This window comes from Bradyrhizobium sp. IC4060, assembly GCF_020193715.1.
Taxonomy (GTDB): domain Bacteria; phylum Pseudomonadota; class Alphaproteobacteria; order Rhizobiales; family Xanthobacteraceae; genus Bradyrhizobium; species Bradyrhizobium yuanmingense.
Genome location: NZ_JADYVJ010000002.1, coordinates 158,295 through 180,859 on the forward strand (window position 1 = coordinate 158,295; position 22,565 = coordinate 180,859).

At 65.6% G+C, this 22,565-nt stretch carries 24 protein-coding genes; 11 read left to right on the top strand and 13 right to left on the bottom strand.

Annotated elements, in window-relative coordinates; genetic code table 11:
* Nucleotides 1-12 precede the first annotated feature (12 nt).
* From I6F16_RS07610 to I6F16_RS07630, 5 genes are all read right to left on the bottom strand, one after another.
* On the bottom strand, nt 13-531 hold the full coding sequence (locus I6F16_RS07610; RefSeq protein WP_036006444.1) for an Mpo1-like protein: 519 nt from the start codon (nt 529-531) through the stop codon (nt 13-15).
* Between the two features lie 171 nt (nt 532-702).
* Entirely contained in the window at nt 703-1,368 is a 666-nt protein-coding gene (locus tag I6F16_RS07615) for an OmpA family protein (protein WP_109144953.1), read from the bottom strand.
* Nucleotides 1,368-1,784, bottom strand: coding sequence for a hypothetical protein (locus tag I6F16_RS07620; RefSeq protein WP_345960985.1), 417 nt, complete (start codon nt 1,782-1,784; stop codon nt 1,368-1,370). Before I6F16_RS07620 ends, I6F16_RS07615 begins: the two co-directional genes overlap by 1 nt.
* An 88-nt stretch (nt 1,785-1,872) precedes the next feature.
* Nucleotides 1,873-2,160 carry a type II toxin-antitoxin system HicB family antitoxin gene (locus I6F16_RS07625; RefSeq protein WP_225114917.1) on the bottom strand — a complete coding sequence of 96 codons (288 nt, stop codon included), beginning with the start codon at nt 2,158-2,160 and terminating at the stop codon, nt 1,873-1,875.
* Between the two features lie 8 nt (nt 2,161-2,168).
* Nucleotides 2,169-4,733: a UvrD-helicase domain-containing protein gene (locus I6F16_RS07630; RefSeq protein WP_225114918.1), complete on the bottom strand. Its 2,565-nt coding sequence runs from the start codon at nt 4,731-4,733 to the stop codon at nt 2,169-2,171.
* 236 nt (nt 4,734-4,969) lie between these two features.
* Between I6F16_RS07630 and I6F16_RS07635 the strand changes: the two genes are divergently transcribed.
* Nucleotides 4,970-5,143 carry a DUF1328 domain-containing protein gene (locus tag I6F16_RS07635; protein WP_036006471.1) on the top strand — a complete coding sequence of 58 codons (174 nt, stop codon included), beginning with the start codon at nt 4,970-4,972 and terminating at the stop codon, nt 5,141-5,143.
* 65 nt (nt 5,144-5,208) lie between these two features.
* Here the strand turns inward: I6F16_RS07635 and I6F16_RS07640 are convergent, their stop codons facing one another.
* Nucleotides 5,209-5,715 carry a thioesterase family protein gene (locus I6F16_RS07640; RefSeq protein ID WP_109144952.1) on the bottom strand — a complete coding sequence of 169 codons (507 nt, stop codon included), beginning with the start codon at nt 5,713-5,715 and terminating at the stop codon, nt 5,209-5,211.
* 86 nt (nt 5,716-5,801) lie between these two features.
* Here I6F16_RS07640 and I6F16_RS07645 point away from each other — a divergent pair, with 86 nt between their 5' ends.
* From I6F16_RS07645 to I6F16_RS07655, 3 genes are all read left to right on the top strand, one after another.
* Nucleotides 5,802-7,226, top strand: a complete 1,425-nt coding sequence (locus I6F16_RS07645; protein ID WP_036024936.1) for an FAD-linked oxidase C-terminal domain-containing protein — start codon at nt 5,802-5,804, stop codon at nt 7,224-7,226.
* Between the two features lie 100 nt (nt 7,227-7,326).
* Nucleotides 7,327-8,619 (top strand): Spy/CpxP family protein refolding chaperone, encoded by a 1,293-nt coding sequence (locus tag I6F16_RS07650; RefSeq protein WP_225114919.1) that lies wholly within the window; start codon nt 7,327-7,329, stop codon nt 8,617-8,619.
* A gap of 34 nt (nt 8,620-8,653) precedes the next feature.
* A complete protein-coding gene (locus I6F16_RS07655; protein ID WP_036006488.1) occupies nt 8,654-9,019 on the top strand; it encodes a hypothetical protein in 366 nt (121 codons plus the stop codon).
* A gap of 51 nt (nt 9,020-9,070) precedes the next feature.
* Here the strand turns inward: I6F16_RS07655 and I6F16_RS07660 are convergent, their stop codons facing one another.
* Nucleotides 9,071-10,540: a caspase family protein gene (locus I6F16_RS07660; protein ID WP_225114920.1), complete on the bottom strand. Its 1,470-nt coding sequence runs from the start codon at nt 10,538-10,540 to the stop codon at nt 9,071-9,073.
* A 186-nt stretch (nt 10,541-10,726) separates the two neighbouring features.
* On the opposite strand from I6F16_RS07660, the gene I6F16_RS07665 reads away from it, so the two are divergent.
* Nucleotides 10,727-11,704, top strand: a complete 978-nt coding sequence (locus I6F16_RS07665; RefSeq protein ID WP_225173536.1) for a hydroxyacid dehydrogenase — start codon at nt 10,727-10,729, stop codon at nt 11,702-11,704.
* A gap of 6 nt (nt 11,705-11,710) precedes the next feature.
* On the opposite strand, the gene I6F16_RS07670 is transcribed toward I6F16_RS07665, so the two are convergent.
* Nucleotides 11,711-12,877 (bottom strand): ABC transporter substrate-binding protein, encoded by a 1,167-nt coding sequence (locus I6F16_RS07670; RefSeq protein WP_225173537.1) that lies wholly within the window; start codon nt 12,875-12,877, stop codon nt 11,711-11,713.
* 288 nt (nt 12,878-13,165) lie between these two features.
* Between I6F16_RS07670 and I6F16_RS07675 the strand changes: the two genes are divergently transcribed.
* From I6F16_RS07675 to I6F16_RS07700, 5 genes are all read left to right on the top strand, one after another.
* Nucleotides 13,166-15,595, top strand: coding sequence for an EAL domain-containing protein (locus tag I6F16_RS07675; RefSeq protein WP_225173538.1), 2,430 nt, complete (start codon nt 13,166-13,168; stop codon nt 15,593-15,595).
* Nucleotides 15,596-15,683: 88 nt separating this feature from the next.
* Nucleotides 15,684-16,979: an MFS transporter gene (locus I6F16_RS07680; RefSeq protein ID WP_036006538.1), complete on the top strand. Its 1,296-nt coding sequence runs from the start codon at nt 15,684-15,686 to the stop codon at nt 16,977-16,979.
* 138 nt (nt 16,980-17,117) lie between these two features.
* On the top strand, nt 17,118-19,718 hold the full coding sequence (locus I6F16_RS07685; RefSeq protein WP_225173539.1) for an EAL domain-containing protein: 2,601 nt from the start codon (nt 17,118-17,120) through the stop codon (nt 19,716-19,718).
* A gap of 107 nt (nt 19,719-19,825) precedes the next feature.
* The gene (locus tag I6F16_RS07690; protein WP_225173540.1) at nt 19,826-20,170 is read left to right on the top strand and encodes a hypothetical protein; all 345 of its coding nucleotides are present in this window, start codon (nt 19,826-19,828) and stop codon (nt 20,168-20,170) included.
* Nucleotides 20,171-20,417: 247 nt separating this feature from the next.
* A complete protein-coding gene (locus tag I6F16_RS07700; protein WP_128263101.1) occupies nt 20,418-20,654 on the top strand; it encodes a hypothetical protein in 237 nt (78 codons plus the stop codon).
* Nucleotides 20,655-20,686: 32 nt separating this feature from the next.
* Here I6F16_RS07700 and I6F16_RS07705 read toward each other — a convergent pair whose 3' ends face one another.
* From I6F16_RS07705 to I6F16_RS07720, 4 genes are all read right to left on the bottom strand, one after another.
* Entirely contained in the window at nt 20,687-20,908 is a 222-nt protein-coding gene (locus tag I6F16_RS07705) for a hypothetical protein (RefSeq protein WP_036006506.1), read from the bottom strand.
* A gap of 51 nt (nt 20,909-20,959) precedes the next feature.
* The gene (locus I6F16_RS07710; RefSeq protein ID WP_225173541.1) at nt 20,960-21,202 is read right to left on the bottom strand and encodes a transcriptional regulator; all 243 of its coding nucleotides are present in this window, start codon (nt 21,200-21,202) and stop codon (nt 20,960-20,962) included.
* 95 nt (nt 21,203-21,297) lie between these two features.
* On the bottom strand, nt 21,298-21,507 hold the full coding sequence (locus I6F16_RS07715) for a cold-shock protein (RefSeq protein ID WP_225173542.1): 210 nt from the start codon (nt 21,505-21,507) through the stop codon (nt 21,298-21,300).
* 114 nt (nt 21,508-21,621) lie between these two features.
* Entirely contained in the window at nt 21,622-21,852 is a 231-nt protein-coding gene (locus I6F16_RS07720; protein WP_225173543.1) for a hypothetical protein, read from the bottom strand.
* Nucleotides 21,853-21,937: 85 nt separating this feature from the next.
* Between I6F16_RS07720 and rpsU the strand changes: the two genes are divergently transcribed.
* A complete protein-coding gene (gene rpsU / locus I6F16_RS07725) occupies nt 21,938-22,213 on the top strand; it encodes a 30S ribosomal protein S21 (protein ID WP_025038058.1) in 276 nt (91 codons plus the stop codon).
* Nucleotides 22,214-22,261: 48 nt separating this feature from the next.
* On the opposite strand, the gene I6F16_RS07730 is transcribed toward rpsU, so the two are convergent.
* Nucleotides 22,262-22,540 carry a DUF1488 domain-containing protein gene (locus I6F16_RS07730; RefSeq protein WP_036024960.1) on the bottom strand — a complete coding sequence of 93 codons (279 nt, stop codon included), beginning with the start codon at nt 22,538-22,540 and terminating at the stop codon, nt 22,262-22,264.
* Nucleotides 22,541-22,565 lie beyond the last annotated feature (25 nt).

Consider the following 22,565-nt stretch of genomic DNA (forward strand, 5'->3'; position numbering starts at 1 on the left):
TCGCTTCGAGCGTTATCGGGTTGAAAGGGAATTGGCCGGAAGAGGCGCCAGAATCGCGGCAAGGTCGCGACGGAAACCCAGTGCAATGAATAATTTTGCCATGACGAACATCGGTCCAAGCAAAAGATGCGAGGGGAACGTGAACAACGAGGCCTCGCGCCCCTCAAAAACCTTGTGGCCGATGGCCTGTGCGGCGAGGCCGAGCACCACCAGCGTGGCGAAAATCGCCCACATCGTCGCGGTGCCGACTTGCGCCGCGATGGTCGTCGCAACCGAAAACAGCACGACGGAGACGGCCAGAATGCCGAGCCCGAGCGCCGCGTCGAGCAGCAGCCAATAAATCAAGACCGGAACAGCCAGGACCACCGCCAGGCTGACGTTGAATCCGAACAGCGGAAGCTTGACCAGCGTCAGCGGCAGCACGGCGCCGGTGAACAGCAGCAGGATGCCGACCACATGCATCGCCGTGTTGCGGGGATCGCGATGGTACTCGACATAAACGGCAAGTTGGCGCTGGAAAAAGCCACCCATTTCGGTCTCATGCAGCACGGGGTCGGGAAGGGCGAATAGAGGCTATAGCACTGGACCGAGCGGTGCACAAACCGGCACTTTTGTCGCGTGAAACCGTGCGCGCGCGCCCGGGACAGGCTGCAAAATAATCCGCACTTCAAGGGGTTCCGTCAGCCGCGGAGCCGCCTTCGCTCAGCGCTTCTTGGCGGGCTTTTTCGCCGCAGGCGCTGGCGTCGCAGCCGGACGCGTCTCTTCCGGCAGCTTGGCATAAGTCAGGATCTGCAACTGGCCGTTGACGGCGGAGGTCGGCTTGGCCCGATCGAGAAACTGCTCCTCGCCGAGGCCGATCGGATGCAGCCGCTTGGTCGAGATCTTGAAGGTGTTCACCAGGACGTCACGGATCGCATCGGCCCGGCGCTGACTCAGGATCGCATTGGCCTCGCGCGTCTTCGAATTGGATTCCACGTGGCCGACGATCAGGAAAGTGTAGGGCAGCAGCGAGGAATGAACCAGCGCGTCCGCAATGCGGCCAACGGTCTGGTAGGACGCCGGCTGGATGATCGGCGTGTCGGCGTCGAACTGGATCTGCGCATTGAAGGCGGGCAGCTTGGCGAGCTCCGGCGCGATCAGCGGCCGGTTCACCGGCCCCGGATCGTTCTTGATCCTGGTCTTGGCGCGCTCCATCACCTGCTGCTTCAGCGCGGGCAGGTCAACCTCGGCGGCCTCTTCGAAATGGTTCAGCTTCGCGACAATGTCGTCGCGGGTCGGCGCCGCCGTCTGCGCGCCGGCGGGGCCCGCGAGCAAAGCGAGCCCCAGCGCCAAGCCCAGTCCTGCGGTAGCGAGCCCGTTCGCGCGCATCAGCGATACCCCGCGTCGTCAACGGCCTTCAGGCAGTTGTTGCTGATGCCCTTGGGCGTCGAGACCAGGCACGGGATCGACTTGCTGGTCTCCTTGGTCGAGCCGCCGCAGATTTTGACGATCTCGCGCTGGCAGGCGTTCGCTACCGTCACGCGCGCGGCGACGCGCTTCTGGATGGCGTCGAACACGCCGAGATAGTCGCTCGTGCATTGCGGCGAGAGCACGTCGCGATTGCGCGACAGGCATTCCTTCAGCCGGTTCGAATCCGGGTTGACGCCGCGGCAATTGGCGACGATTTCCGCCCCGCAGCTCGCCGCCAGCTTGCCGATCGAATCGCCAAAGTTCATGGTCTCCGCCGCCGCAAGCGACGGCATCCCCAATGCAAGCAAGATCAATGTGACGGAGCCCCGGACCATGGGTTGCATCTGATACGGGGAAGTCCGCGGCGGTCAAGGGGCGTTCGGGCGAGAACTGTCGAGAGTTGCGCAGTGCGGCGAACAATCCTCACTCGGCGTCGATGCGGGGCGGCCATTCGATCAGGACGGCCGTGTGGTTCCTGACATCCTCGGCAAACGCCGGATCGGCCTTGAGCTCGTCCAGCGTCCGTGGCGGGGGCAGCTGGCGACCGTCCGCGATCAGCTCCTGCGCATAGAATGCGAGCGCCTCGGGCGCATTCTCCAGGGCTTCGTCGACGTCGTCGCCGCCAGAGATGCAACCGGGCAGGTCCGGGAACCACAAGCTCACGGTTTCGTCCGGCTCGGCGTCCTCGATGATGGCAACGTACTGAGCCATATCGGGTCTCACGCCCGCTGCACGAAACTGTCCACGACCTTCTTCTCGCCGGCCTTGTCGAAGGCGATGGTGAGCTTGTTGCCGTCGATCTTGGTGACGCGGCCATAGCCGAATTTCTGGTGGAAGACGCGGTCTTCCAGCGAGAATTCGGACGTCGTGCCGGTCGATTTGGCGACCAGCTCGCCTTCGATCGTCAGGGGCCCGCGCCGGCGCGAGGCGAAGCTGCCGAAATCGGGGCCGGATGACGAGGAGGTCGAGAACGTCGCGGCCTCTTCCTCGAAGCCGCCGCTTCGGCCGCCGCCGCGATTCCGGTTGGCCTGGGCGCGCTGCCAGCCCGGCGTCGAATAGCTGGAGCCGAACGCCTCCATGTCGTCGAAGCGCGAGGCGCCGTAGCCGCCGCTGCCGCCCCATCCGGAGCCGCCTTTGGATTCCGTGATCTCGACATTGGCCGCCGGCAATTCGTCGAGGAAGCGCGACGGAATCGTGGTCGACCAGGTGCCATGGATCCGGCGATTGGTCGCGAAATAGATCTTTGCGCGGCGGCGGGCGCGGGTCAGACCGACATGGCCGAGCCGCCGCTCTTCTTCCAGGCCGGCGCGGCCCTGTTCGTCCAAGGTGCGCTGGCTCGGGAACAGGCCTTCCTCCCAGCCGGGCAGGAACACGTTGTCGAATTCGAGCCCCTTGGCCGAATGCAGCGTCATCAGCGACACCGCGTCGTCCTCGGCGCCACCCTCGCGGTCCATCACCAGCGAGATGTGCTCCAGGAACCCTTGCAGGTTCTCGAACTCCTCCATCGAGCGCACCAGCTCTTTCAGGTTCTCCAGCCGTCCCGCGGCGTCCGCCGAGCGGTCCTTCTGCCACATCTCGGTATAGCCGCTCTCGTCGAGCACGATCTGGGCGAGATCGGTGTGCGCGGTGACCTCGCGCTGGGCACGCCAGCGGTCGAACTGCATGATGAGATCGCGAAGCGAGCCGCGCGCCTTCGGCTTCAGCTCGTCGGTCTCGACGACGGCGCGCGCCGCCTCGAACAGGGGAATGCGGCGCTTGCGGGCGTGATCGTGCAGCATCTGCACGGTGGCATCGCCAAGCCCGCGCTTCGGCGTATTGACGATACGCTCGAAGGCGAGATCGTCGGCCGGCGAATTGATGACGCGCAAATAGGCCAGCGCGTCGCGGATTTCGGCGCGCTCGTAGAAGCGCGGGCCGCCGATGACGCGGTAGGGCAGGCCGAGCGTGACGAAGCGGTCTTCGAACTCGCGCATCTGGTAGGAGGCGCGCACGAGAATGGCGATCTCGTTGAGCTTCTCGCCCTGGCGCTGCAGCTGCTCGATCTCCTCGCCGATGCCGCGGGCTTCCTCTTCCGAATCCCATGAGCCCGTGACGGTGACCTTCTCGCCGTCCTGGTCCTCGGTGCGCAGCGTCTTGCCGAGCCGGCCTTCATTGTGCGCGATCAGGTGCGAGGCGGCGGCGAGGATGTGACCCGTCGAGCGATAGTTGCGCTCCAGGCGAATGACCTTGGCGCCGGGGAAATCGTGCTCGAAACGCAGGATGTTGTCGACCTCGGCGCCGCGCCAGCCATAGATCGACTGGTCGTCGTCACCGACGCAGCAGATGTTTTTGGTCTTCTCCTTCTCCCCGCTTGCGGGGAGAAGGCCGGGATGAGGGGGAGTCTCCACGAGCTCGGTGTTTGGAGAGGCCCCCTCACCCGCATCGCTTCGCGATGCCACCTCTCCCCGCAAGCGGGGAGAGGTGGCAGAAGGCGCCTGCGACAGCAGCCGCAGCCACAGATATTGTGCGACGTTCGTATCCTGGTACTCGTCGACCAGGATGAACTTGAAGCGCTGCTGGTACTGCCTGAGGATATCCGGGTGCTCGCGGAAGATGCGGATGTTCTCCAGCAGGAGATCGCCGAAGTCGGCCGCGTTCAGGATCTTCAGCCGTTCCTGGTAGCTCGCATAGAGTTTGCCGCCCTTACCATTGGCGAATATCGCGGCCTCACCCGACGGCACCTGCGCTGGGCTCAGGCCGCGGTTCTTCCAGCCGTCGATCAGGCCAGCCAGCATCCGCGCCGGCCAGCGTTTCTCGTCGATGTTCTCGGCCTGCAGCAGCTGCTTGAGCAGCCGGACCTGGTCGTCGACGTCGAGCACGGTGAAGTTCGACTTGAGCTGCGCCAGCTCGGCATGGATGCGCAGGATGCGGCCGCCGATGGAGTGGAAGGTGCCGAGCCATGGCATGCCTTCGACGGCGTGGCCGAGCATTTGGCCGAGCCGGTGCTTCATCTCGCGCGCGGCCTTGTTGGTGAAGGTCACCGACAGGATTTCGGCCGGGCGGGCGCGGCCCTGGCTCAAGATGTGCGCGATGCGCGTGGTCAGGACGCGGGTCTTGCCGGTGCCGGCGCCGGCCAGCACCAGGACCGGGCCGTCCAGCGTCTCCACTGCCTCGCGCTGCTCCGGATTGAGCCCGGCGAGGTATTTCGGGCCCACCGAGGCGCGCGCACGCGCGGCGATGCCGCCGGCTGCGGGCTGGTGGTCGGGTACGGCTGTGATCTTGCTCGGCTCGGTCATGCGAATCATCGGCCCCACGATGGCACCGCGGGGTGGTGGAAGGGAGCCTTCTTAACAGGGATTGGTGCCTATATGGGGCGCCGGGCCGGGTTTTCCACGTGCGCGGCAGGCCGATTTGTTCCAGCTGAGCCAGCGAATTTCGCTCCCGCCGGGACCGGAACTATCGTTCTCGCGTCGAGATTGTCAGGACAGGTGGCGCGGCCAGCCGCGTCGATCGCAGACAACATCAAGACGAGGGTTTGACCATGCTAGGCTGGGTTGTGACGTTTCTGGTTATCGCACTGATCGCCGGCATCCTGGGCTTCGGCGGCGTCGCCGGCGCTTCGATCGAGATCGCCAAGATCATCTTCTTCATCGCAGTCGTTCTGTTCCTGGTCTCGGCCGTCGTCGGCCTCGCCCGCGGCCGCAACAGAATATAGCTGCGATGTTCACCTCTCTCCGACGGGGAGAGGTGAACCACAGGCGGCAGACGGCGCCTGAGCCACTAACGCTTCGAGGGCATCGCCACGCTCCGGCCGATGCCCTCGGGTCGCGTCAAGGCGCTGTGGGACTTGGCAACTCCAGCAATGCGCTGCTGGATGTCGGTCGGAAAAGGCGCGACGCGCCGCGCATTCATGTCCATGTGCAGTGACATGTTCTCGGACGTCGCCGACAGCCAGCCCTCGGTGCCGTGCCGCATCTCCTCGAATGTGTGCAGCCGCTTGTCATCGGCGTCGAGCAGCCAGACTAAGATCTGCACGGGATCGCCGAGATGGATCTCCCGCAAATAGCGCACGTGGCATTCGGCGGTGAAGGTCGAGCCGTGGCGCTCTGTCTTGTAGACCGGGCCAATCCCGAGCTCGAGCCAGAACTCGTCGATCGCCCGATCGAACATCACGTTGTAATAGGCCATGTTGAGATGGCCGTTATAGTCGATCCATTGCGGCTCGACCTGCATGATCGAGGAGCGAAACGGCTCTGCGTTCGGCGCTGTGGCGGCGGTCTCCGGCATGTGTCCTTCCCAAGCTATGCGTCGGTCCCTTGACTTGACCGGTTATATGTCCTTTGCCACGGTCTCTTCTCGTCGGGAGGAATTCCGTGGGTACGACCATCACCAATAATCCGCCGCGGCCGGAGCCGAAAGCCCTCGCAAGCGCGCTGGAGCAGCTTGCCGCGCGCTTCGGCAACCGCCTCATCACCTCGCAGGCCGTGCGCGAGCAGCACGGCCATACCACCACCTGGATCCCCAACCAGCCGCCTGATGGCGTGGTGATGGCGCAGGAGACCGCCGACATCCAGGACGTGGTGCGGATCTGCGCGAGACATCGCGTGCCCGTCATTCCCTTCGGCACCGGCACCTCGTTGGAGGGGCAGGTCAACGCGCCCGCGGGGGGCATCTCGATCGACCTGCGCGACATGAACAAGGTGCTGGCGGTGCATGCCGAAGACCTCGACTGCGTGATCCAGCCCGGCGTCACCCGCAAGGCGCTGAACGAGCATCTGCGCGACCAGGGCCTGTTCTTCCCGATCGATCCCGGCGCGGATGCCTCGCTCGGCGGCATGGCCTCGACCCGCGCCTCCGGCACCAATGCGGTGCGCTACGGCACCATGCGCGACAGCGTGCTGGCGCTGAAAGTGGTGCGCGGCGACGGCGAGATCATCACCACGGGCACGCGCGCCAAGAAATCGTCCGCCGGCTACGACCTGACGCATCTGTTCGTCGGCGCCGAAGGCACGCTCGGCATCATCTCCGAGCTGACCATTCGCCTGCGCGGCATCCCCGAGACGATCGCGGCCGGTGCGGTGTCGTTCGAGACCGTCCACGGCGCCTGCCAGGCCGTGATCCTGGCGATCCAGACCGGCATTCCCGTCGCGCGCATCGAGCTGCTCAATGCCGCGCAGGTCAAGGCCTGCAACGCCTATTCCAAGCTGACGCTGCCGGAGACGCCGCTTCTGCTGATGGAATTCCACGGCAGCGAGATCGAGGTCGCCGAGCAATCCAAGGCGTTCGGCGAGATCGCGAGGGACTGCGGCGGCGGCGATTTCTCCTGGACCACCAAGCCGGAGGACCGCACCAAGCTGTGGCAGGCTCGGCACGATGCTTATTGGTCGGTGAAGGCGCTGCGGCCCGGCGACAGCATCGGCGTGGTCGCGACCGACGTCTGCGTGCCGATCTCGCGGCTCGCCGACTGCGTCAGCGAGACCGAGGAGGATCTCAAGCGCCTCAATTTGCTGTCGCCGATCGTCGGCCATGTCGGTGACGGCAATTTCCACTGCTCGCTCGTGTGCGACACCAACGACGCCGACGAGATGGCGCGCGGCGAGGAGTTCATGCATCGTCTGGTCGAGCGTGCGCAGGCCATGGACGGCACCTGCACCGGCGAACACGGCATCGGCCAAGGCAAGCAGAAGTATCTCGAGGCCGAGCTCGGCCCCGAGGCGCTCGATGCGATGCGGGCGCTGAAGCAGGCACTCGATCCGCTCAACATCTTCAATCCCGGCAAGATCGTGCCGGAGGCATAAGGCTGCGCCCTCCGGAACCGGGAACTTTCGGCAATCCTGCCGGTTCCAATTCCCGCCAATTTCCGATGCTCAATGGCAGGGCTTTGCGCGGGAGGGTGCGATGGTGCGACCGGTCATGGGAATTGCCGCGGTGGCCTTTGCCTGCATGCTTGCGGGGGCCGCGTTCGCGAAGGGCGGACACGGCGGCGGCCATGGAGGTGGGCATGGCGGCGGGCGCGGCGGCGGTCACCACGGCGGCCATTTCCGCGGCCACGGCGGCGGGCATGCGCATGGCGGGCATCATCGCGCCACGCGGTTCACAACCGGCGCCCGGCGTGGCGGCCCGAGCTTCGGCCAGATCCGCAATGCCGCGATACGGCCGGCGAACTTCCGCAACGCCTGGAAAGCCAGCGCCTTCCGCAACGGCCGGCTGATCAGCAATCCGGCGGCCCGCGCGCAGATTGCCGCGGCGGCGGCACTCGCCGGCTGGAGCGGTGCAAGCAGCGGATGGTGGCAACATCCCGGCGGCGGCTACGGTTGGGTCGGGCCGCTGTTCTGGCCGTTCGCCTATAACGATCTCTACGATTACACGATCTGGGGCGACGGGCTCGGCTTCTGGGGCTACGGCTATCCGGACATCTATGCCGGCATTTTCGGCCCCTATGGCTATGATCGCCTGTCGGCCTATCTGCCGCAGCAGCCGCAGGGACGGCGGCGGGCGCGCAGCGCGCCGCTCGATCAGCTCTGCGGCAGCGATCGCCGCGCCATCGTCGGCCTGCCGATCGATCAGATCGCAGCCGCGGTGCAGCCGACGGCTGCGCAAGGCGCCGCTCTCGATGCGCTCGGCAACGCCTCGATCGACGCGGCTGCGCTGATCCGCACCTCCTGTCCGACGCAGGCCGCAGCGACGGCGCCCGGCCGGCTCGCCGCCATGCAGCAGCGGGTCGAGGCGATGCAGAAGGCCGTCGATCTGGTCCAGCCTGCGCTGGACCAGTTCTATGGTTCGCTCAACGACGAGCAGAAGGCGCGCTTCAATGCGCTTGCCGACGATCAACGTCGTGCCGCGGCATCGAACAATGCGGGCGGATCGTCGGTGCAGACTTGCAGCCCGTCCGCCGCGTTCGATTGGCCCGGCGCCACGATCGAAGAACGGCTTCGTCCGAACGACACTCAGCGCGCGGCACTCCAGGTGCTCCAGGACACCAGCGCTAAAGTTAGCACATCGCTCAAGGCGTCCTGCGAGCCCAATGAGGTGATGACACCGCCGGCCCGCATGGCCGCGATCCGCAAGCGTCTCGATGTCATTCTGGACGGAATCAAGTCGGTCCGTGCGGCGCTCGATGATTTCTACGCCACGCTCAACGACGAGCAGAAGGCCCAGTTCGAGGCGATCGGCCCGCGCCGCATGTCCTGAACGCCGCGAGCAATTGAAGACCATTGGTGGGGCAATGAAGTGGTTCGCGAGGCGAGAGCCGGCAGACGTCTGGGACGAGCCGATCGGGGGGCCGCTCGGCGACATCGACGCAGCCGACCGGATTCGCAACATCTGCCAGGCTGCGCGGGCGATCGCCGAAGCCGCCGGCGCTTCGGCGCCGACCAGCACGCGCGAGCGCTATGAGCGCGCAGCCCGCGCTGCCATGGAGATCGCGATGAAGATCTCCGACGATCTGATGCGCGACGACGCCGTGCGCCGCATCGTGGACCTCTGCATGAAGGCTGAGGACATCAAGACGGCGCAGATCTTGTCGCGTGCGATCCAGGCAGGCTGGATTCGAGAAGCCGTGCTCCGGGACCATCCGGCCCTGTCGCAATGAGTTCGGCTCGCGCGATTGGCGCGAGCCGAATGTTGCTGGTGACGGACCGGCTCAGTATCTGCGGTAGCCACCGCTGTTATGGTCGCCGCCGCGGCCGCCCATTCCCATGCCGAGGCCGATCCCCACGCCGATGCCGATGCCCTGCATCACGGCCTCCGGCGGCGGGCCGCGATCCGGCGGCGGCGCGCGCTCGTAGACCACTTGCTCGGACGGCGGCCGTCGCTTGGGCGGCGTCTCGACCACCTTGCGCTTCGGCGGGGTCTCGTCGACGCGCTTCTTGATCACGGGCGGGACCGGCGTTGCCGGGGTCGCGGGCGTCGAGCACGGGCAGGTCGGCGCCATCGCGACCGCGACGGGCGTCGCCGCGGCGGCCACGGGCACGGTGTAGTTGCGGTTCTGCACGCGCAGCAGCAGCCGGCGCGCGGTTGCCGCGAGATCGCTGTTGTCCCAGTTCGCGAGGTATGCCTCGAACGAGGCGCGGGTGTTGATGGCGGTGGCACGCTCCCACGCCAGCATCTGGCGACGCCGCTCCAGCACGGTGCGAAGGCGCGGCGTGCGGGTGTCCTGGGCATACAGCTCGATATAGGCCTGATACGCCTCCACGGTGTCCTCGGTGATCACGAGCTCATAGGCGACCATGGCCGGCTTGCCCTGCAATGTCTTGCGCCAGTCCGCGACGCTGCGCGTGCCGCCGGCGAGCGCCATGGCGGATGCGCCGGGAATAGCGGGCGTGCTGCCGCCGCTCTCGCCGAAGAACCTGAAATCGGTGGTCAGCGAGGAGCTTTCCCAGGGGATCTGCCGGCCGTCGGTCGACTGCGCCACCGCGACGCGGATGCGCTTGAACATCTCCTCGATCGGCAGGTTCGGCTGCTTGGCGACCGTCAGCACGGCTGTCGTATAGGGGCTGTCGAGGCCGTTGCCGTCCTCGGCCTCGGCGCCGGGCGAGGTCGAATAGGAGATGAACGAGCCGGGCGCGCCGGCCTTGGTATCGACGATCGCAAGGCCGTGGCCGGCGCCGCTGAGCGCGGGGAACGGGTTGTTGCGGCAGGCATCGAGCATGAAGATGCGCGCCCGCGTCGGCAGCGCGCCGAGCGTGTTGAGCATGTCGTTCAGCCGCACGCCCTGCAGCGGGATGTCGGCCTCGCGCTTGGGGTCGAGATCGACAGGCACCAGATAGTTCTCGCCGTCGATCTGAAGGCCGTGGCCGGCATAGAACACCAGCGCGACGGTGTCGGGGCCGCTGGCACTGACCTTGCCGGCGAAGTCCGAGATCGCCGCGCGCATCTCGGTCTGCGCCAGATTGGCCGCCGTGGTGACGGTGAAGCCGGCACTGCCGAGCAGCTCCGTCATGCCCTTGGCGTCGTTGGCGGCGTTCGGCAGCTCCGGCACGGTGCGATAGGCCGATTGGCCGATCACCAGCGCAAGCCGCGCCTCAGCGGCCGCGTCCGTGGGCGTCATCAACTGGGTGAGTGCGAGAAGACCGGACGCAAGAAGCAAATTCGAAAAGACTGGACGGCGCATGATGTCACCTCCAACGGCAATGCGCACGATGATGGCACCTTTTCTAAGTCCGCGCCATGAGGGCGTCTGTGCGCTGGATCACGCAGGGGCCGCGGCAAAATGGGGCAGGGTATCTGCCGGAGCCGTCCTTGTGCTAGACCTTTCGACCGCGCTGCCGCGGCATTCGGCCAGTGAAGGAGTCTTGTCGTGAAGGTCCTGCTCGCGCACACCCCAGAGATGCGGCGCAATTATTACGGCGATCGCAGCCTGAACGGCCTGCGGGCGGCCGCCGAGGTGATTCTGCACGAGAAGGATGAGCCGCTGGACGCCGCCGGCTTGGTGCGCGCTGCGAAGGATGCCGACATCATCGTCGCCGACCGCATGACTGAAGGGCGCGGCGAGATCTTTGCGCAATTGCCGCGTCTGCGGGCCTTCGTCCGCTGCGCCGTCGACATCCGCAACGTCGACGTGGATGCGGCCTCGCAAGCCGGCGTGCTCGTGACCCGCGCCGGGCCCGGCTTCGTGCAGGCCGTGGCCGAGCTCGCGCTCGGCTTCATGGTCGACCTCTCCCGCGGCGTGTCGCGGACCACCGCAGATTACCAGGCAGGCCGCAAGCCGGAAGCACGGATGGGCCGCCAGCTCGCCGGCAGCCGGATCGGCATCATCGGCTACGGCAGCATCGGGCGCTACCTCGCCGAGATCGCAAAAGTGCTGCGCATGGAGGTATTGATCTCCGATCCCTTCGTAACCGTCAGCGATGCCGCGATCCGGCAGGTCGGTCTCGACGAGCTCCTCGCCGCATCGGACTATGTCGTCTGCCTCGCCATCGCCAACGAGCAGACCGAAAACCTGATCGGGGAGGCGGCGCTGGCGCGCATGCAGAAGCACGCCGTCTTCATCAATCTCTCGCGCGGCAATCTGGTCGACGAGGCCGCATTGGCAGGCGCGCTGCGTGAGGGCCGCATCGCCGGCGCCGCCATGGATGTCGGCCGCGCGCCGGACCAGATGCCGACGCCCGATCTTGCCAAGCTGCCGAACGTCATCGCCACGCCCCACGTCGGCGGCCTGACGCCGCAGGCCATCGAATACCAGTCGCTGGAGACGGTGCGACAGGTCGAGGCCATCGCGAGGGGAGAAATCCCGCAAGGCGCCGTCAACGCCGATCGCTGGACGCGGCGGCCGTGAAGGGTCTTAGAGCCGGTCCACCGCCTTGAACGTCCCGTCCTTCTGGATCACGGTCAGGAACACCTTCGGCGGCGTGTCGAGCATGCGTGTGCCGACGGTGACGATGCTGCCGCTGATGTCGAAACGGCCGGTATCGTTGATGGCGCGCAGCAGGCTGGCGCGGGTCGGATTAGGGCCGGCCTTTTCCAGCGCCGCGGCCGCAAGCCGGCCGGACAGATAGCCTTCCAGCGACACGAAATCCGGTGTCAGCGTCGGGTCGAACGCCTTCTGGGCCGCCTGGTAGTCGGCGACGAGCTTGAGCGAGCGGTCCCAGGGAAACGGCACCACCTGCGAGACGATGACGCCGTCGCCCTCAGGGCCGAGTTCCGCGGCGAGCGCAACGGCGCCGACGAAGGAGATGTTGACGAAGGTTGGACGAGCGCCGCTGCGGCGGGCGAGCTTGATGAACTCCGCGCACGGACCATAGGTCCCGACCATGACGATGGCTTCTGGGTCGGCGCGCTTGATCATGCGCCAGGCCTGGCCGACCGCGCGGGTGTTGCGCTCGTAAGTGCCCTCGGCGGCGAGCTCGAGCCCGCGCTTGGCGAGCGCCCGCTTCACGCCGACAAGCCCGTCGCGGCCGAAGGAATCGTCCTGGTAGAAGATGCCGATGCGGGTGAACTTGCGATCCTCGGTGAGATGCTTGATCCAGGCCTCCGCCTCCGCGCCGTAGCTGGCGCGGATGTTGACGACGTTCGGAAGCTCGAGATCGCGCAGGAACTCGGCGCCGGTGAACGGGCCGATGAAGGGCACGTTCCTGGAGCTGGTGATCGGTATCGTTGCCATCGCGGTCGGCGTGCCCACCGCACCGATCAGCGCGAACACCTTGTCGTCGTCGATCAAATGCAGCGTCTGCGCCACCGAACGGTCGGGGTCGTAGCCGTCGTCGCGGCTGATGAGCTGGAGCTTGCGGCCATGAATGCCGCCCTTGGCATTGGCCTCGGTGAATGCGGCGACGATGCCTTGCCGCATGCGCTGTCCCAGCGCGGAGGACGGGCCTTCCAGCGCCGCGGCCTGGCCGAACAGGATTGCATCCTCGCTGATGCCGGCCTCGTTGCCCCTCGCAACCAGCGTGGTCGCGGCCAGAAGCGCGATGGTCAGAACGACGGATATCGCTGATCGAATTCGATGCATCGGGAGGCTTGCCGGATCCTTGAAAGAAACCTTGCGCAACATAGCCTTGCGAGGCTGAATAGCTCGCTAAGCGCCACGGCGCAGAGAGGCCGTATTACACCGGGGAAAACCGGCAACTTATGTCGAGAAAGCCGGGATCGCTCGTGCACTTCGTTAACTAATTTCCGCATTGCGGTACGACTGGTTTCCGAAATTGTGCACTTCTTAACCGCCGTCTTGTTCCGATAGCGGCACTGGCACCTCAACCAGAGGTTCGGTTCGTCGCGGACAGGGGACGGCGGCTTCAAGATGGGCGGTCGCGATCAGAACGATCAGGATCGGAGACGTAGAGGCGGATGGTGGCGTGCCGCGCCGCTGCTCGGGCTCTATCGTCCTGCGCTCGTCGCGGTCGGCGTCGGCCTGCTGTTCTCGATCGTGGGCGCTGCCGCCGTCGCGCGGTGGGAAGATCGCGTCAACAGGATCGAGTTCGAGAACGCAGCCGAGACCCAGGCGATCGTCCTGCAGAACGGCATGAACGAGTACATATCGAGACTTCTCGCGCTGCGCACGTTGTTCGAATCGACCAACGAAGAAGTCACCCGCAGCGAATTCGAGACCTTCAGCGCCCGCCTGTTCGAGCGTCACCCCGGCATGCTGCGCATCTCCTGGTTGCCGCGGATCAACCGCAAGGAGCGCGCGGATTACGAGGCCGCGGCGATCCGGGACGGTGTGTCGAGCTATCACATCAAGGCGCTGCAGGGCGAGAGCTTCGTCATCGCGCCGCAGAGTGACGAATATTTTCCGGTGTTCTACTCGACGCAGCCGAAGACCTCGTCGGTTTACGGCATGGACTACACGACCGTTCCGGAGCGACGGGCGGTGCTGGAGCGCGCGCGCGACAACGATCGCGTCGCAGCCATGCGCACGCGCCTGTTCGGGCCGAAGGACAGCGACCGGTCGTCCTATGTCCTCGTCGTCGTTCCCGTCTACGCCAAGGGAACCTCGCGCGAGGAGATCGCGGACCGGCGCCGCAATATCGCCGGCGTCGTGGTCGGCGTCTTCGACCTACCGCTGCTGATCCAGTCTATCCGCGTGACCACCGGAGCCAGCCCCGCGGTCAGCATGACGGTCTTCCAGCCGTACACGGCGCAGATCGTCAGCCTCGAGCAGATGCTGCCGGATTATGCGTCGGCCGCCTCGGCGCTGCGGTCGATGCGGGACATCGCGCGGACCCTGCACTGGTCGGGCAGTCTCAAGATCGGCGACACCGATTGGCAGGTGCGGGCGGTTCCGACCGCCGGCGGTCCGCTGGCGACGACTTACGACCGCGCGGTTGCGGTCCTCGTCGTCGGCATGCTGCTGACGCTGTCGCTGTCGACCTATCTGATGCTCGCCAGCCGCAATTCGCGGCGGCTGTCGCTGGCGAACCGGCGCGTGCTCGAGCTTGCCCAGACCGACATCCTCACGGGATTGCCGAACCGCGCCTTTTTCCTCACCCGGCTCGACGAGATGAACGGCAAGTTGAGCGTGAGGGGCGAGCCCTTCGCGATCCTGATGCTCGACCTCGATCGCTTCAAGAACGTCAACGATTCCCTCGGCCACGCGGCCGGCGATGCGCTGCTGCGCCAGGTGGCGCAGCGGCTGAAATCCGCGCTGCGCGCCAACGACGTGCTGGCGCGGCTCGGCGGCGACGAATTTGCCATCATCCAGCAAGCCGGCGAGGACCAGCGCGCCTGCTCGACCGATCTGGCGGCGCGGATCGCCAAGCTCGTAAGCGAGCCGTTCCTGCTGCCCGGACACCGCGTCGAGATCGGCACCAGCATCGGCATCGCGATCGCGCCGGATCATGGCAGCGGTCAGGAGCAGCTCCTGAAGAAAGCGGATCTCGCGCTCTACCGTTCGAAATCGGCCGGCCGCAACTGCTTCACCGTTTATGATGAGGCGATGTCGGCCGAGCTGGAGGCCCGCAATACGCTGGAAGGAGATCTGCGCGACGCCATCGCGCGCTGCCAGCTGGAGGTGCACTATCAGCCGTTCGTCGACGCCCTCAGCGGCGAACGACGCGGCTTCGAGGCGCTGGTGCGCTGGCGGCATCCGACGCGCGGCCTGATCCCTCCGGACCAGTTCATTGCGCTTGCGGAGGAGACCGGGCTGATCGTGCCGCTCGGCGAATTCGTGCTGCGGCGCGCCTGCGCGGACGCAGCCGGCTGGCCTGCCGATCTCATGATCGCCGTCAATCTTTCGCCGATCCAGTTCAAGGAAGCCGAGCTGTTCGACATGATCTGCGCGGCGCTCGCCGATTCCGGCCTGCCGCCGCAGCGGCTCGAGATCGAGATCACGGAATCCGTGCTGCTGGAGCGCGGCAGCGAGAATCATGCCTTCATGGAGCGGCTGAAGCAGCTCGGGGTCGAGCTCGCGCTCGATGATTTCGGCACCGGCTATTCCTCGCTCAGCTACCTGACCGCGTTCCCGTTCGACAAGATCAAGATCGACAAGTCGTTCATTCGCAATCTGACGCAGCAGCCGCGCTCTTCCGCCATCATCTCCTCGATCGTGACGCTGGCGCGCGGACTGGACATGTCGGTCACGGCCGAAGGCGTCGAGACGCGCGAGGAGTTCGACCGGCTGAAGGCGCTCGGCGTCAATTTCGCGCAAGGCTATCTGTTCGGCCGGCCGCATCCGATCGAGCGGATCCTGTTCGACGCGCCGGTCAAATCCTCACGGCTCGACGCCGCCTGAGCGCGCCCGAGGCATGCGCGAAAAGCGCTTGACCCGGACATCCCCGGATGGTCCGAAGAACCGTCTAGGGATGAAACAAGCATACAACATGCGGCTTCCGTTCTTCTACGGCTGGATCGTCGTCGCCGTGACCTTCGTCACCATGGCGATCGGCGTCAACGCGCGCACCGCCTTTTCGCTGTTCTTTCCACCCATCATCTCCGAGTTCGGCTGGGAGCGCGGCGTCACGGCGGGCGCCTTCTCCTTCGGCTTCTTGGTGTCGGGCGTGGTCAGCCCGCTGATCGGCCGCCTGATGGACCGCGCGGGTCCGCGCGCGGTGATGGAGCTCGGGGTCGTGCTGATGGGCGGCGGCCTTTTGCTGGCGCCGCTGACCAGCGCGCCGTGGCACCTCTATGTCACCATCGGCGTCATGGTCGGTGCCGGCAGCGTCTGTCTCGGCTATTCCGGCCAGTCGCTGTTCCTGCCGAACTGGTTCATCCGCAAGCGCGGCTTCGCCATCGGCATCGCTTTCGCCGGCGTCGGTATCGGCTCGGTGACGCTGCTGCCATGGGTGCAGCACATGATCGAGCAGACCGGCTGGCGCACCGCCTGCACCGCGATGGGCCTGCTCGTCCTGATCGCGCTGGCGCCGATCAACCTGCTGCTGCACAAGCGCCCGGAGGACATCGGGCTCCAGCCGGACGGCGATGCCGCCCCCGCCGCAGGCGCGGCAAGCCCGGTCTCCAACGTCGTCGATCACGTCTGGGTCAACACCGACTGGACGCTGCGGCGCGCCGTCGCGACCGCGCGGTTCTGGTGGATCGGGCTCGGCTATTTCTGCGGCCTGTACATCTGGTATGCGGTGCAGGTGCACCAGACCAAATTCCTGCTCGATGTCGGCTTCAGCCCCGGCGTTGCGGTGTGGGCGCTCGGAATGGTCAGCCTGCTCGGCATTCCCGGCCAGATCGTGCTGGGGCACGTCTCCGACCGCATCGGCAGGGAGTGGGTGTGGGCGATCAGCTGTGCGGGTTTCGTCGTCTGCTTCGCCGCGCTGATCGCGCTGAAATATCAGGCTTCGCTCTGGCTGGTTTATCTGATGGTGTTCACGCAAGGCGCGCTCGGCTACGGCCTCACCTCGATCATGGGCGCGGTGGTGTTCGAGATATTCCAAGGCAGGCACCAGGGCAGCATCTTCGGCACGATCATGCTCGCGGCGCTGGCGGGCGGTGCGGCCGGACCGTGGCTGACCGGCGTTCTCTATGATCGCGCCGGCGACTACACGCTGGCTTTCGCCCTCGCCATGGCCGTGAGCGGGGTGTCGGCGCTCGCGATCTGGCGCGCGGCGCCGGGCAAGGTGCGGGCCGTGGCCGGCCGGCTGCACAAGCTCAAAACGGCATCCGAATAGGTCCAGAGCGCTTCAAGATACCTTCGGCGTTTTCGCGAAGCGTTAATCATGCCGTCTCTTGGCGCGGCGCGACGGAACTGCAAAAACGTCTTGGACACCATCGGAGCATTAACCTCTCGCCGATTGCCGCATTTCCCGATGCCGCTGGTCCCGACGATGTCCGCCTCCGATCACCTTGCGACAGAAACTCCTGACGTGCTGCGCGCCGCGCTCGAGCGCGCCGACGACGGCATCGTCATCGTCGATGAGGCGCATCGCATCACCCACTTCAACCCCGCCGCGGAGCGGATCTGGAAGCTCGCCGCCGCCGAGGTGCTCGGCCGCGATGCCGCCGTCCTCACCCTCAAATGTCTAAGCGCCGGTGCGACCGCGGATTTCCGCGACGAGATCAGCCTCGCGCGGCACGACGGCAGCCGTATCAAGGCGCAGATCGCGATGTCGTCGGCGACGGTCGACGGCGCGACCCATCACATCGTGTTCGCGCGCGACGTCACCCTCGATGCCGAACGCCGCGCCAGGATCGCACTTCTCCACGCGGTCTCCGACCAGACCAACCGCGTGGTGATCATCACCGACGTCGAGCAGAACATCGTCTACGTCAATTCCGCGTTCACGGCGCTGTTCGGCTATACCAGCGAGGAGGCCGAAGGCCGCCGCGCGGGCGAGCTCATTGCCGGCCGCCACACCGATCGCAAGGCGATTGCGAAGCTCGTCAAGCGGCTGATGCATGGCGGCCAGCGCGACGAGGCCGAGGTGCTCGTCTACGACAGGGATGGTGAGGAGATCTGGGTCTCTGCCCGGATCGACGCCTTCCGCGACAAGAAAGGCCGGGTCAAGCACATCTTTGCGCTGCTCGAGGACATCACCGAATCCCGGCAGCTGCGCTCGCTGCAGCAACTAATCATGGCGGCGCTCGCCGACGAGGCGCCGATCACCGAGATTGCCGATCGGCTGTGCCGCCGCGTCGAGCAGATCGCGCCCGGCGTCGTCTGCTCGCTGCTGCACGTCGATGCCGCCGGCTTGCTCCATCCGCTGGGCGGCCCGAGCTTGCCCGAGGACTATTCCCGTTCGCTCGACGGCATCGCGATCGGTCCCGAGGTCGGCACGTGCGGAACCGGAGCCTTCTACGGCATTCCGGTTCTGGTCGCCGACATCGATGCCGATCCGCGCTGGCAGCCCTACAAGGCGCGGCCGCTCGAAGTGGGCTTGCGCGCCTGCTGGTCGACGCCGATCAAGGCCAAGGACGGCCGGGTCATCGGCACCTTCGGTTTCTATTATCGCGAACCGCGGGCGCCGAGCCGATGGCACCGCCAGATCGTCGATGCCTGCGTCAACCTCGGCGCGTTCGCGATCGAGCGCAAGGAGGCGCGCGCCGAAATCGCGCGGCTCGCCTATCACGACATGCTCACCGGCCTGCCGAACCGCGCGCAGCTGCGCCACCTGATCACGACCGCGATCAATGCCTGTCCGACCGGAGGCCATGTCGCGCTCGCCTTCCTTGACGTCGATCATTTCAAGGACGTCAACGACACGCTCGGCCACGCCGCCGGCGACGAGCTCTTGATCCTGCTCGCGCAGCGCCTGCGCGAGCAGATCGGTCCCGACGACATGCTGGGACGGCTCGGCGGCGACGAGTTCGTCATCCTGCTGCCGCAACGCAATGCCGAGGCCGCTGAGCGCATCGCGGCCGGGATCACCGAGGCCCTGTCCGCACCGTTGCGGCTCGGATCGAAGCTGATGCCGATGTCCGCCAGCATCGGAATCAGCCTCTATCCCGATCACGCCACCGACATCGACACATTGATGCAGCAGGCGGACGCCGCCATGTACATGGCCAAGCAGGCCGGACGCTCGACGCATCGCCTCTTCAGTGCCGAGATGAACGTGCTCGCGGAGCAGCGGCTGGCGCTGATCGCGGCGTTGCGCCGCGCCGTCGCGGAAGGTGTGCTGAGCCTCAGCTATCAGCCGCAGATTCGCAGCTGCGACGGCGCGATCCACGGCGTCGAGGCGCTCGCGCGCTGGCGCGATGCCGTGCTCGGCGACGTCTCGCCGGCAAAGTTCATCCCGCTCGCCGAGGAATGCGGGCTGATCGAGCAGATCGGCATGTGGTCCGTGCGCGAGGCCTGCCGTCAGATGGCGAGCTGGCGCCGCGCCGGGCTCAACATCCGCTGCGTCTCGGTCAATCTGTCGCCGATCAATTTCCGCAACGTCACGCTGGCCGCGCGGCTCAAGGACATCCTGGCCGAGCACGATCTGCCGCCGGATGCGCTGATGCTGGAGATCACCGAAGGCGCGTTCATGCAGGACGGCGCCGCGGCGCTGGAGACGATGAACGCGATCCGCGAGCTCGGCGTCGGCCTTTCGGTGGACGATTTCGGCACCGGCTATTCCAGCCTCAGCCGGCTTGCGCATCTGCCGATCCGCGAGCTCAAGATCGACCGCAGTTTCATGCGCGACATCGAGCAGAACGCGGGGGCGCTCGCGATTGCCACCGCCGTGGTCCGCGTCGGCCAGGGCCTCGGCATGAGCGTGGTCGCCGAGGGGGTTGAGACCGAAGGGCAGCGCAACACGCTGGCCGAGCTCGGCTGCGACATCGTCCAGGGCTTCCTCTACGCGCCGCCCCTGCCGCCGGTCGCCTTCGAGCGCTGGCTGATCGAGCATTGCGCCGAGCAGGCGAGGGCGATGCTGGGGCGGCTGGACCTTGTGGCGGACAAGGTTGCTGTGAAGCAGTCGGCCTAGCCGCCGTTGAGCAATATTGCGGGACGCTAGGAACGCATCAGCGACCGGCGGCTTGGTCCTCCGCCGGGAGCACGCGCCGTGTCCTGTTTGCAAACTGCACGGGCCCAATGAAAAGATCGGAAAGCAGCGCCACCGCACCAGCGGCAGGGTTTCGACCTTCGCAACCGCAGCTCAAGGCCATCGCGGCCTGGATGGCTTGTCAGAGCGACAGGCTCAGCCTGTCCGAGGCAATCGGCCGCTTGGTGGAACTGGGGCTTGCGGTGAGCGCGGATCCGGATCGCCAGAAGCAGCGCGCTCGCAGGATGGCCGGCGATACGATCGATCGGATGGGCGACACGACGACGACGGCGGAGGATAGGGCAATTCGAAAGCGCGATCTGCTCGATGGACCCAAGGAGTTCGATCGGGTACGAATAGATCGGTCCAGGCGCAGCAAGCCGATCCCGGAATAGGGCGGACAACAAAGCCGCCGGCACCGGCGGACTTCGAATCACCAGCGATAGGAGGACGAGCAATGCGACGGCATTCCCAATCGCGTGCAGCGACCGAGGCGAACAAGCTCTTCAGGCAGACCGCGACGAAGCCCGCGACCGACTATGAGAAGGCAGAACGGGCCTTCCACACAAATCGGGAGCGGCTGAAGGCCGAACGGCTGGCGAGGGAGGCTGAACGGCGAAGCCGGTCCGAGAGGACGAGTTAGTGTCGCAGTTCTACTTTGATATCTGGGATGGTGAAGCGCTCGTCGTGGACGAAGAAGGTCTCGATTTGGCCAGCCGGCGGGCCGCGGAGATCGAGGCGGCGCTGTCTCTTGCCGACATTGCCAAGCAGCGCGAGCCGCTCGCCAGCAGCGACGGCCTCGCCATCAATGTTCGGGATGCGGATGGCCCTGTTCTGACAGCGACATTCGTCTACGGAAAAGTCAGATCAATCAACTGAGTTCGCAAGAGCGCTCGCGCACACGTGTATCGCTAGAGCATCGAAAGCACGACAATCCCTTCCTCGAGCTCTCCTGAAGCCAGGCGCGCCCGCGCCATGCGCTCGAACTCCGTGCGATGCTTCTGCAGATAGCTGAAGGCCTGCTTCTGCGTGTTGAATGTCGTTGCAAGCCGGCACATCTGCCGATTTGCGCCGGACGCGAGAAAGAATGTGATGGTTCCGTGATCTGGCTTTATGCGAGGCACGATCTGCACTCTCCGGCCTGGGATCGGCACTTCAGATTTCGCCGGCGGCGTTGAAGACGGCTATCGCGCCAACTTCCTTGTCCGCTTCTTGAGCTTAGGCACCGGCAAAGTCGATTGAAGAGCTTCATCGGCCGCTTCCCTCGCCTGGCGCGCCTCTCGGAGCCGCGCCATGTTCTTGCGAACCTCGATGGCTTGCCTTTCCACGTCCGCCAATGCCCGCGCGCCCTCTTCAGCGGCCAGGCGCTTGCGATCGGAACGCGCAATGCTTTCGGGTGACGGCTCTGCCGGCCTCTTGCTGCTCATCGTTCACCCGATCCGCAAAGACTAAACCCGCTCAATCCTGGGATTGAGCGGGCAATGCAACCGTTTCAGTACATCCGTGAAACGGCGCAACGATCTCAAGCCAGCGAGAGGTTCTCGGCGCTGGCTTTGCCTCGCATCTTGTCGGTCTTGATCTCGAAATTGACCTTTTGGCCTTCGCCAAGACCGGCAAGCCCAGCCCTTTCAACGGCGCTGATGTGAACGAACACATCGTTGCCACCGTCGTTTGGCTGGATGAAACCGAAGCCTTTTTGGCCGTTAAACCACTTGACTGTACCTGTCGTCACTTTTCTTCTCCAAAGCGCGCGAGCGCATCCCGCGCGACAATCGCGCGGTTACCTTCAACTTCGTCGATGTCTTTGGAAAAGGAGCCCGCGGGCGCATTCAACAAGGCACAGCGGCTAATCGAACAACTTCAATATATACAACTTTCGCGCATTTGCAAGGAGCGAAGCCAGTTTGTTTGCTGCGATGCGCTTCTTCTGTTCCGCGGCGCTTGTCCATCGATCTGCGAGAAAGGCGTTATCGATTGACAGCGCAGCACCACAATGGTCACGTGGCGCCACCAAGCTGTTCGCTGTGACAAGCAGATCGGCTCGTCCGAAGCCGTGACCAATGTCGCGGCCATCCATCCTCACACATCGCAATGAAGCTCCTGCGCAATTGGCTGCCTTGCAGGACGTGTCGCATTCGCAGCCCGAGCCAGGAGGATTCAATTTGCACGTACTCGTCAGAGACAACAATGTTGAGCAGGCACTGCGCGTTCTCAAGAAGAAGATGCAGCGCGAGGGCGTCTTCAGGGAAATGAAGCAGCGAAGGTCCTACGAAAAGCCGTCGGAGAGAAAGACCCGCGAGAAGTCCGAGGCCATTCGCCGCGCCCGCAAGCTCGCGCGCAAGCAGGCGATCAGGGAGGGATTGCTGCCCGCGCCACCGAAAAAGAAGCCTTTCGAACGCAAGCCGCCCTTGCCGGAGATCAAGGCAAGGCCGGAGTAGCAACGATCTGCTTTCCGGTCGCAGGCTATTTTGCTTGGGGCCGAGATCCTATCGCCTGAAATCGATGCCTCGCAGCACGATGCCCGGCGGGGTACCTTCGAATTCTGTGGCGCGATACTTGTTCGCAGCGCATGCTTCGATGCGATCCCGTAGACGAGCGAATTGGGCTTCCCGCTGCTCGGGCCTGACTTGCGGGCCCTGCTCGAGACCGTCCATCGCGGAGGTCGAAATCGCGCAAGGAATCTCCCGGGCGCCGTCATGCATCGAGAACCGCACGATCATCCGCTCGTATTCATGGCCGATAAAGCGGCCGCTCGTCAGTGTCATGTCCTACTCCATTGCACGTCGGCTT

Bases quoted from the DNA above. Each gene is read 5' to 3' on its own strand.
- I6F16_RS07610 (WP_036006444.1), bottom strand. From the start codon at position 531: ATGGGTGGCTTTTTCCAGCGCCAACTTGCCGTTTATGTCGAGTACCAT.
- I6F16_RS07615 (WP_109144953.1), bottom strand. From the start codon at position 1,368: ATGCGCGCGAACGGGCTCGCTACCGCAGGACTGGGCTTGGCGCTGGGG.
- I6F16_RS07620 (WP_345960985.1), bottom strand. From the start codon at position 1,784: ATGGTCCGGGGCTCCGTCACATTGATCTTGCTTGCATTGGGGATGCCG.
- I6F16_RS07625 (WP_225114917.1), bottom strand. From the start codon at position 2,160: ATGGCTCAGTACGTTGCCATCATCGAGGACGCCGAGCCGGACGAAACC.
- I6F16_RS07630 (WP_225114918.1), bottom strand. From the start codon at position 4,733: ATGATTCGCATGACCGAGCCGAGCAAGATCACAGCCGTACCCGACCAC.
- I6F16_RS07635 (WP_036006471.1), top strand. From the start codon at position 4,970: ATGCTAGGCTGGGTTGTGACGTTTCTGGTTATCGCACTGATCGCCGGC.
- I6F16_RS07640 (WP_109144952.1), bottom strand. From the start codon at position 5,715: ATGCCGGAGACCGCCGCCACAGCGCCGAACGCAGAGCCGTTTCGCTCC.
- I6F16_RS07650 (WP_225114919.1), top strand. From the start codon at position 7,327: ATGGTGCGACCGGTCATGGGAATTGCCGCGGTGGCCTTTGCCTGCATG.
- I6F16_RS07655 (WP_036006488.1), top strand. From the start codon at position 8,654: ATGAAGTGGTTCGCGAGGCGAGAGCCGGCAGACGTCTGGGACGAGCCG.
- I6F16_RS07660 (WP_225114920.1), bottom strand. From the start codon at position 10,540: ATGCGCCGTCCAGTCTTTTCGAATTTGCTTCTTGCGTCCGGTCTTCTC.
- I6F16_RS07670 (WP_225173537.1), bottom strand. From the start codon at position 12,877: ATGCATCGAATTCGATCAGCGATATCCGTCGTTCTGACCATCGCGCTT.
- I6F16_RS07675 (WP_225173538.1), top strand. From the start codon at position 13,166: ATGGGCGGTCGCGATCAGAACGATCAGGATCGGAGACGTAGAGGCGGA.
- I6F16_RS07680 (WP_036006538.1), top strand. From the start codon at position 15,684: ATGCGGCTTCCGTTCTTCTACGGCTGGATCGTCGTCGCCGTGACCTTC.
- I6F16_RS07685 (WP_225173539.1), top strand. From the start codon at position 17,118: ATGCCGCTGGTCCCGACGATGTCCGCCTCCGATCACCTTGCGACAGAA.
- I6F16_RS07690 (WP_225173540.1), top strand. From the start codon at position 19,826: ATGAAAAGATCGGAAAGCAGCGCCACCGCACCAGCGGCAGGGTTTCGA.
- I6F16_RS07710 (WP_225173541.1), bottom strand. From the start codon at position 21,202: ATGAGCAGCAAGAGGCCGGCAGAGCCGTCACCCGAAAGCATTGCGCGT.
- I6F16_RS07720 (WP_225173543.1), bottom strand. From the start codon at position 21,852: ATGGATGGCCGCGACATTGGTCACGGCTTCGGACGAGCCGATCTGCTT.
- I6F16_RS07730 (WP_036024960.1), bottom strand. From the start codon at position 22,540: ATGACACTGACGAGCGGCCGCTTTATCGGCCATGAATACGAGCGGATG.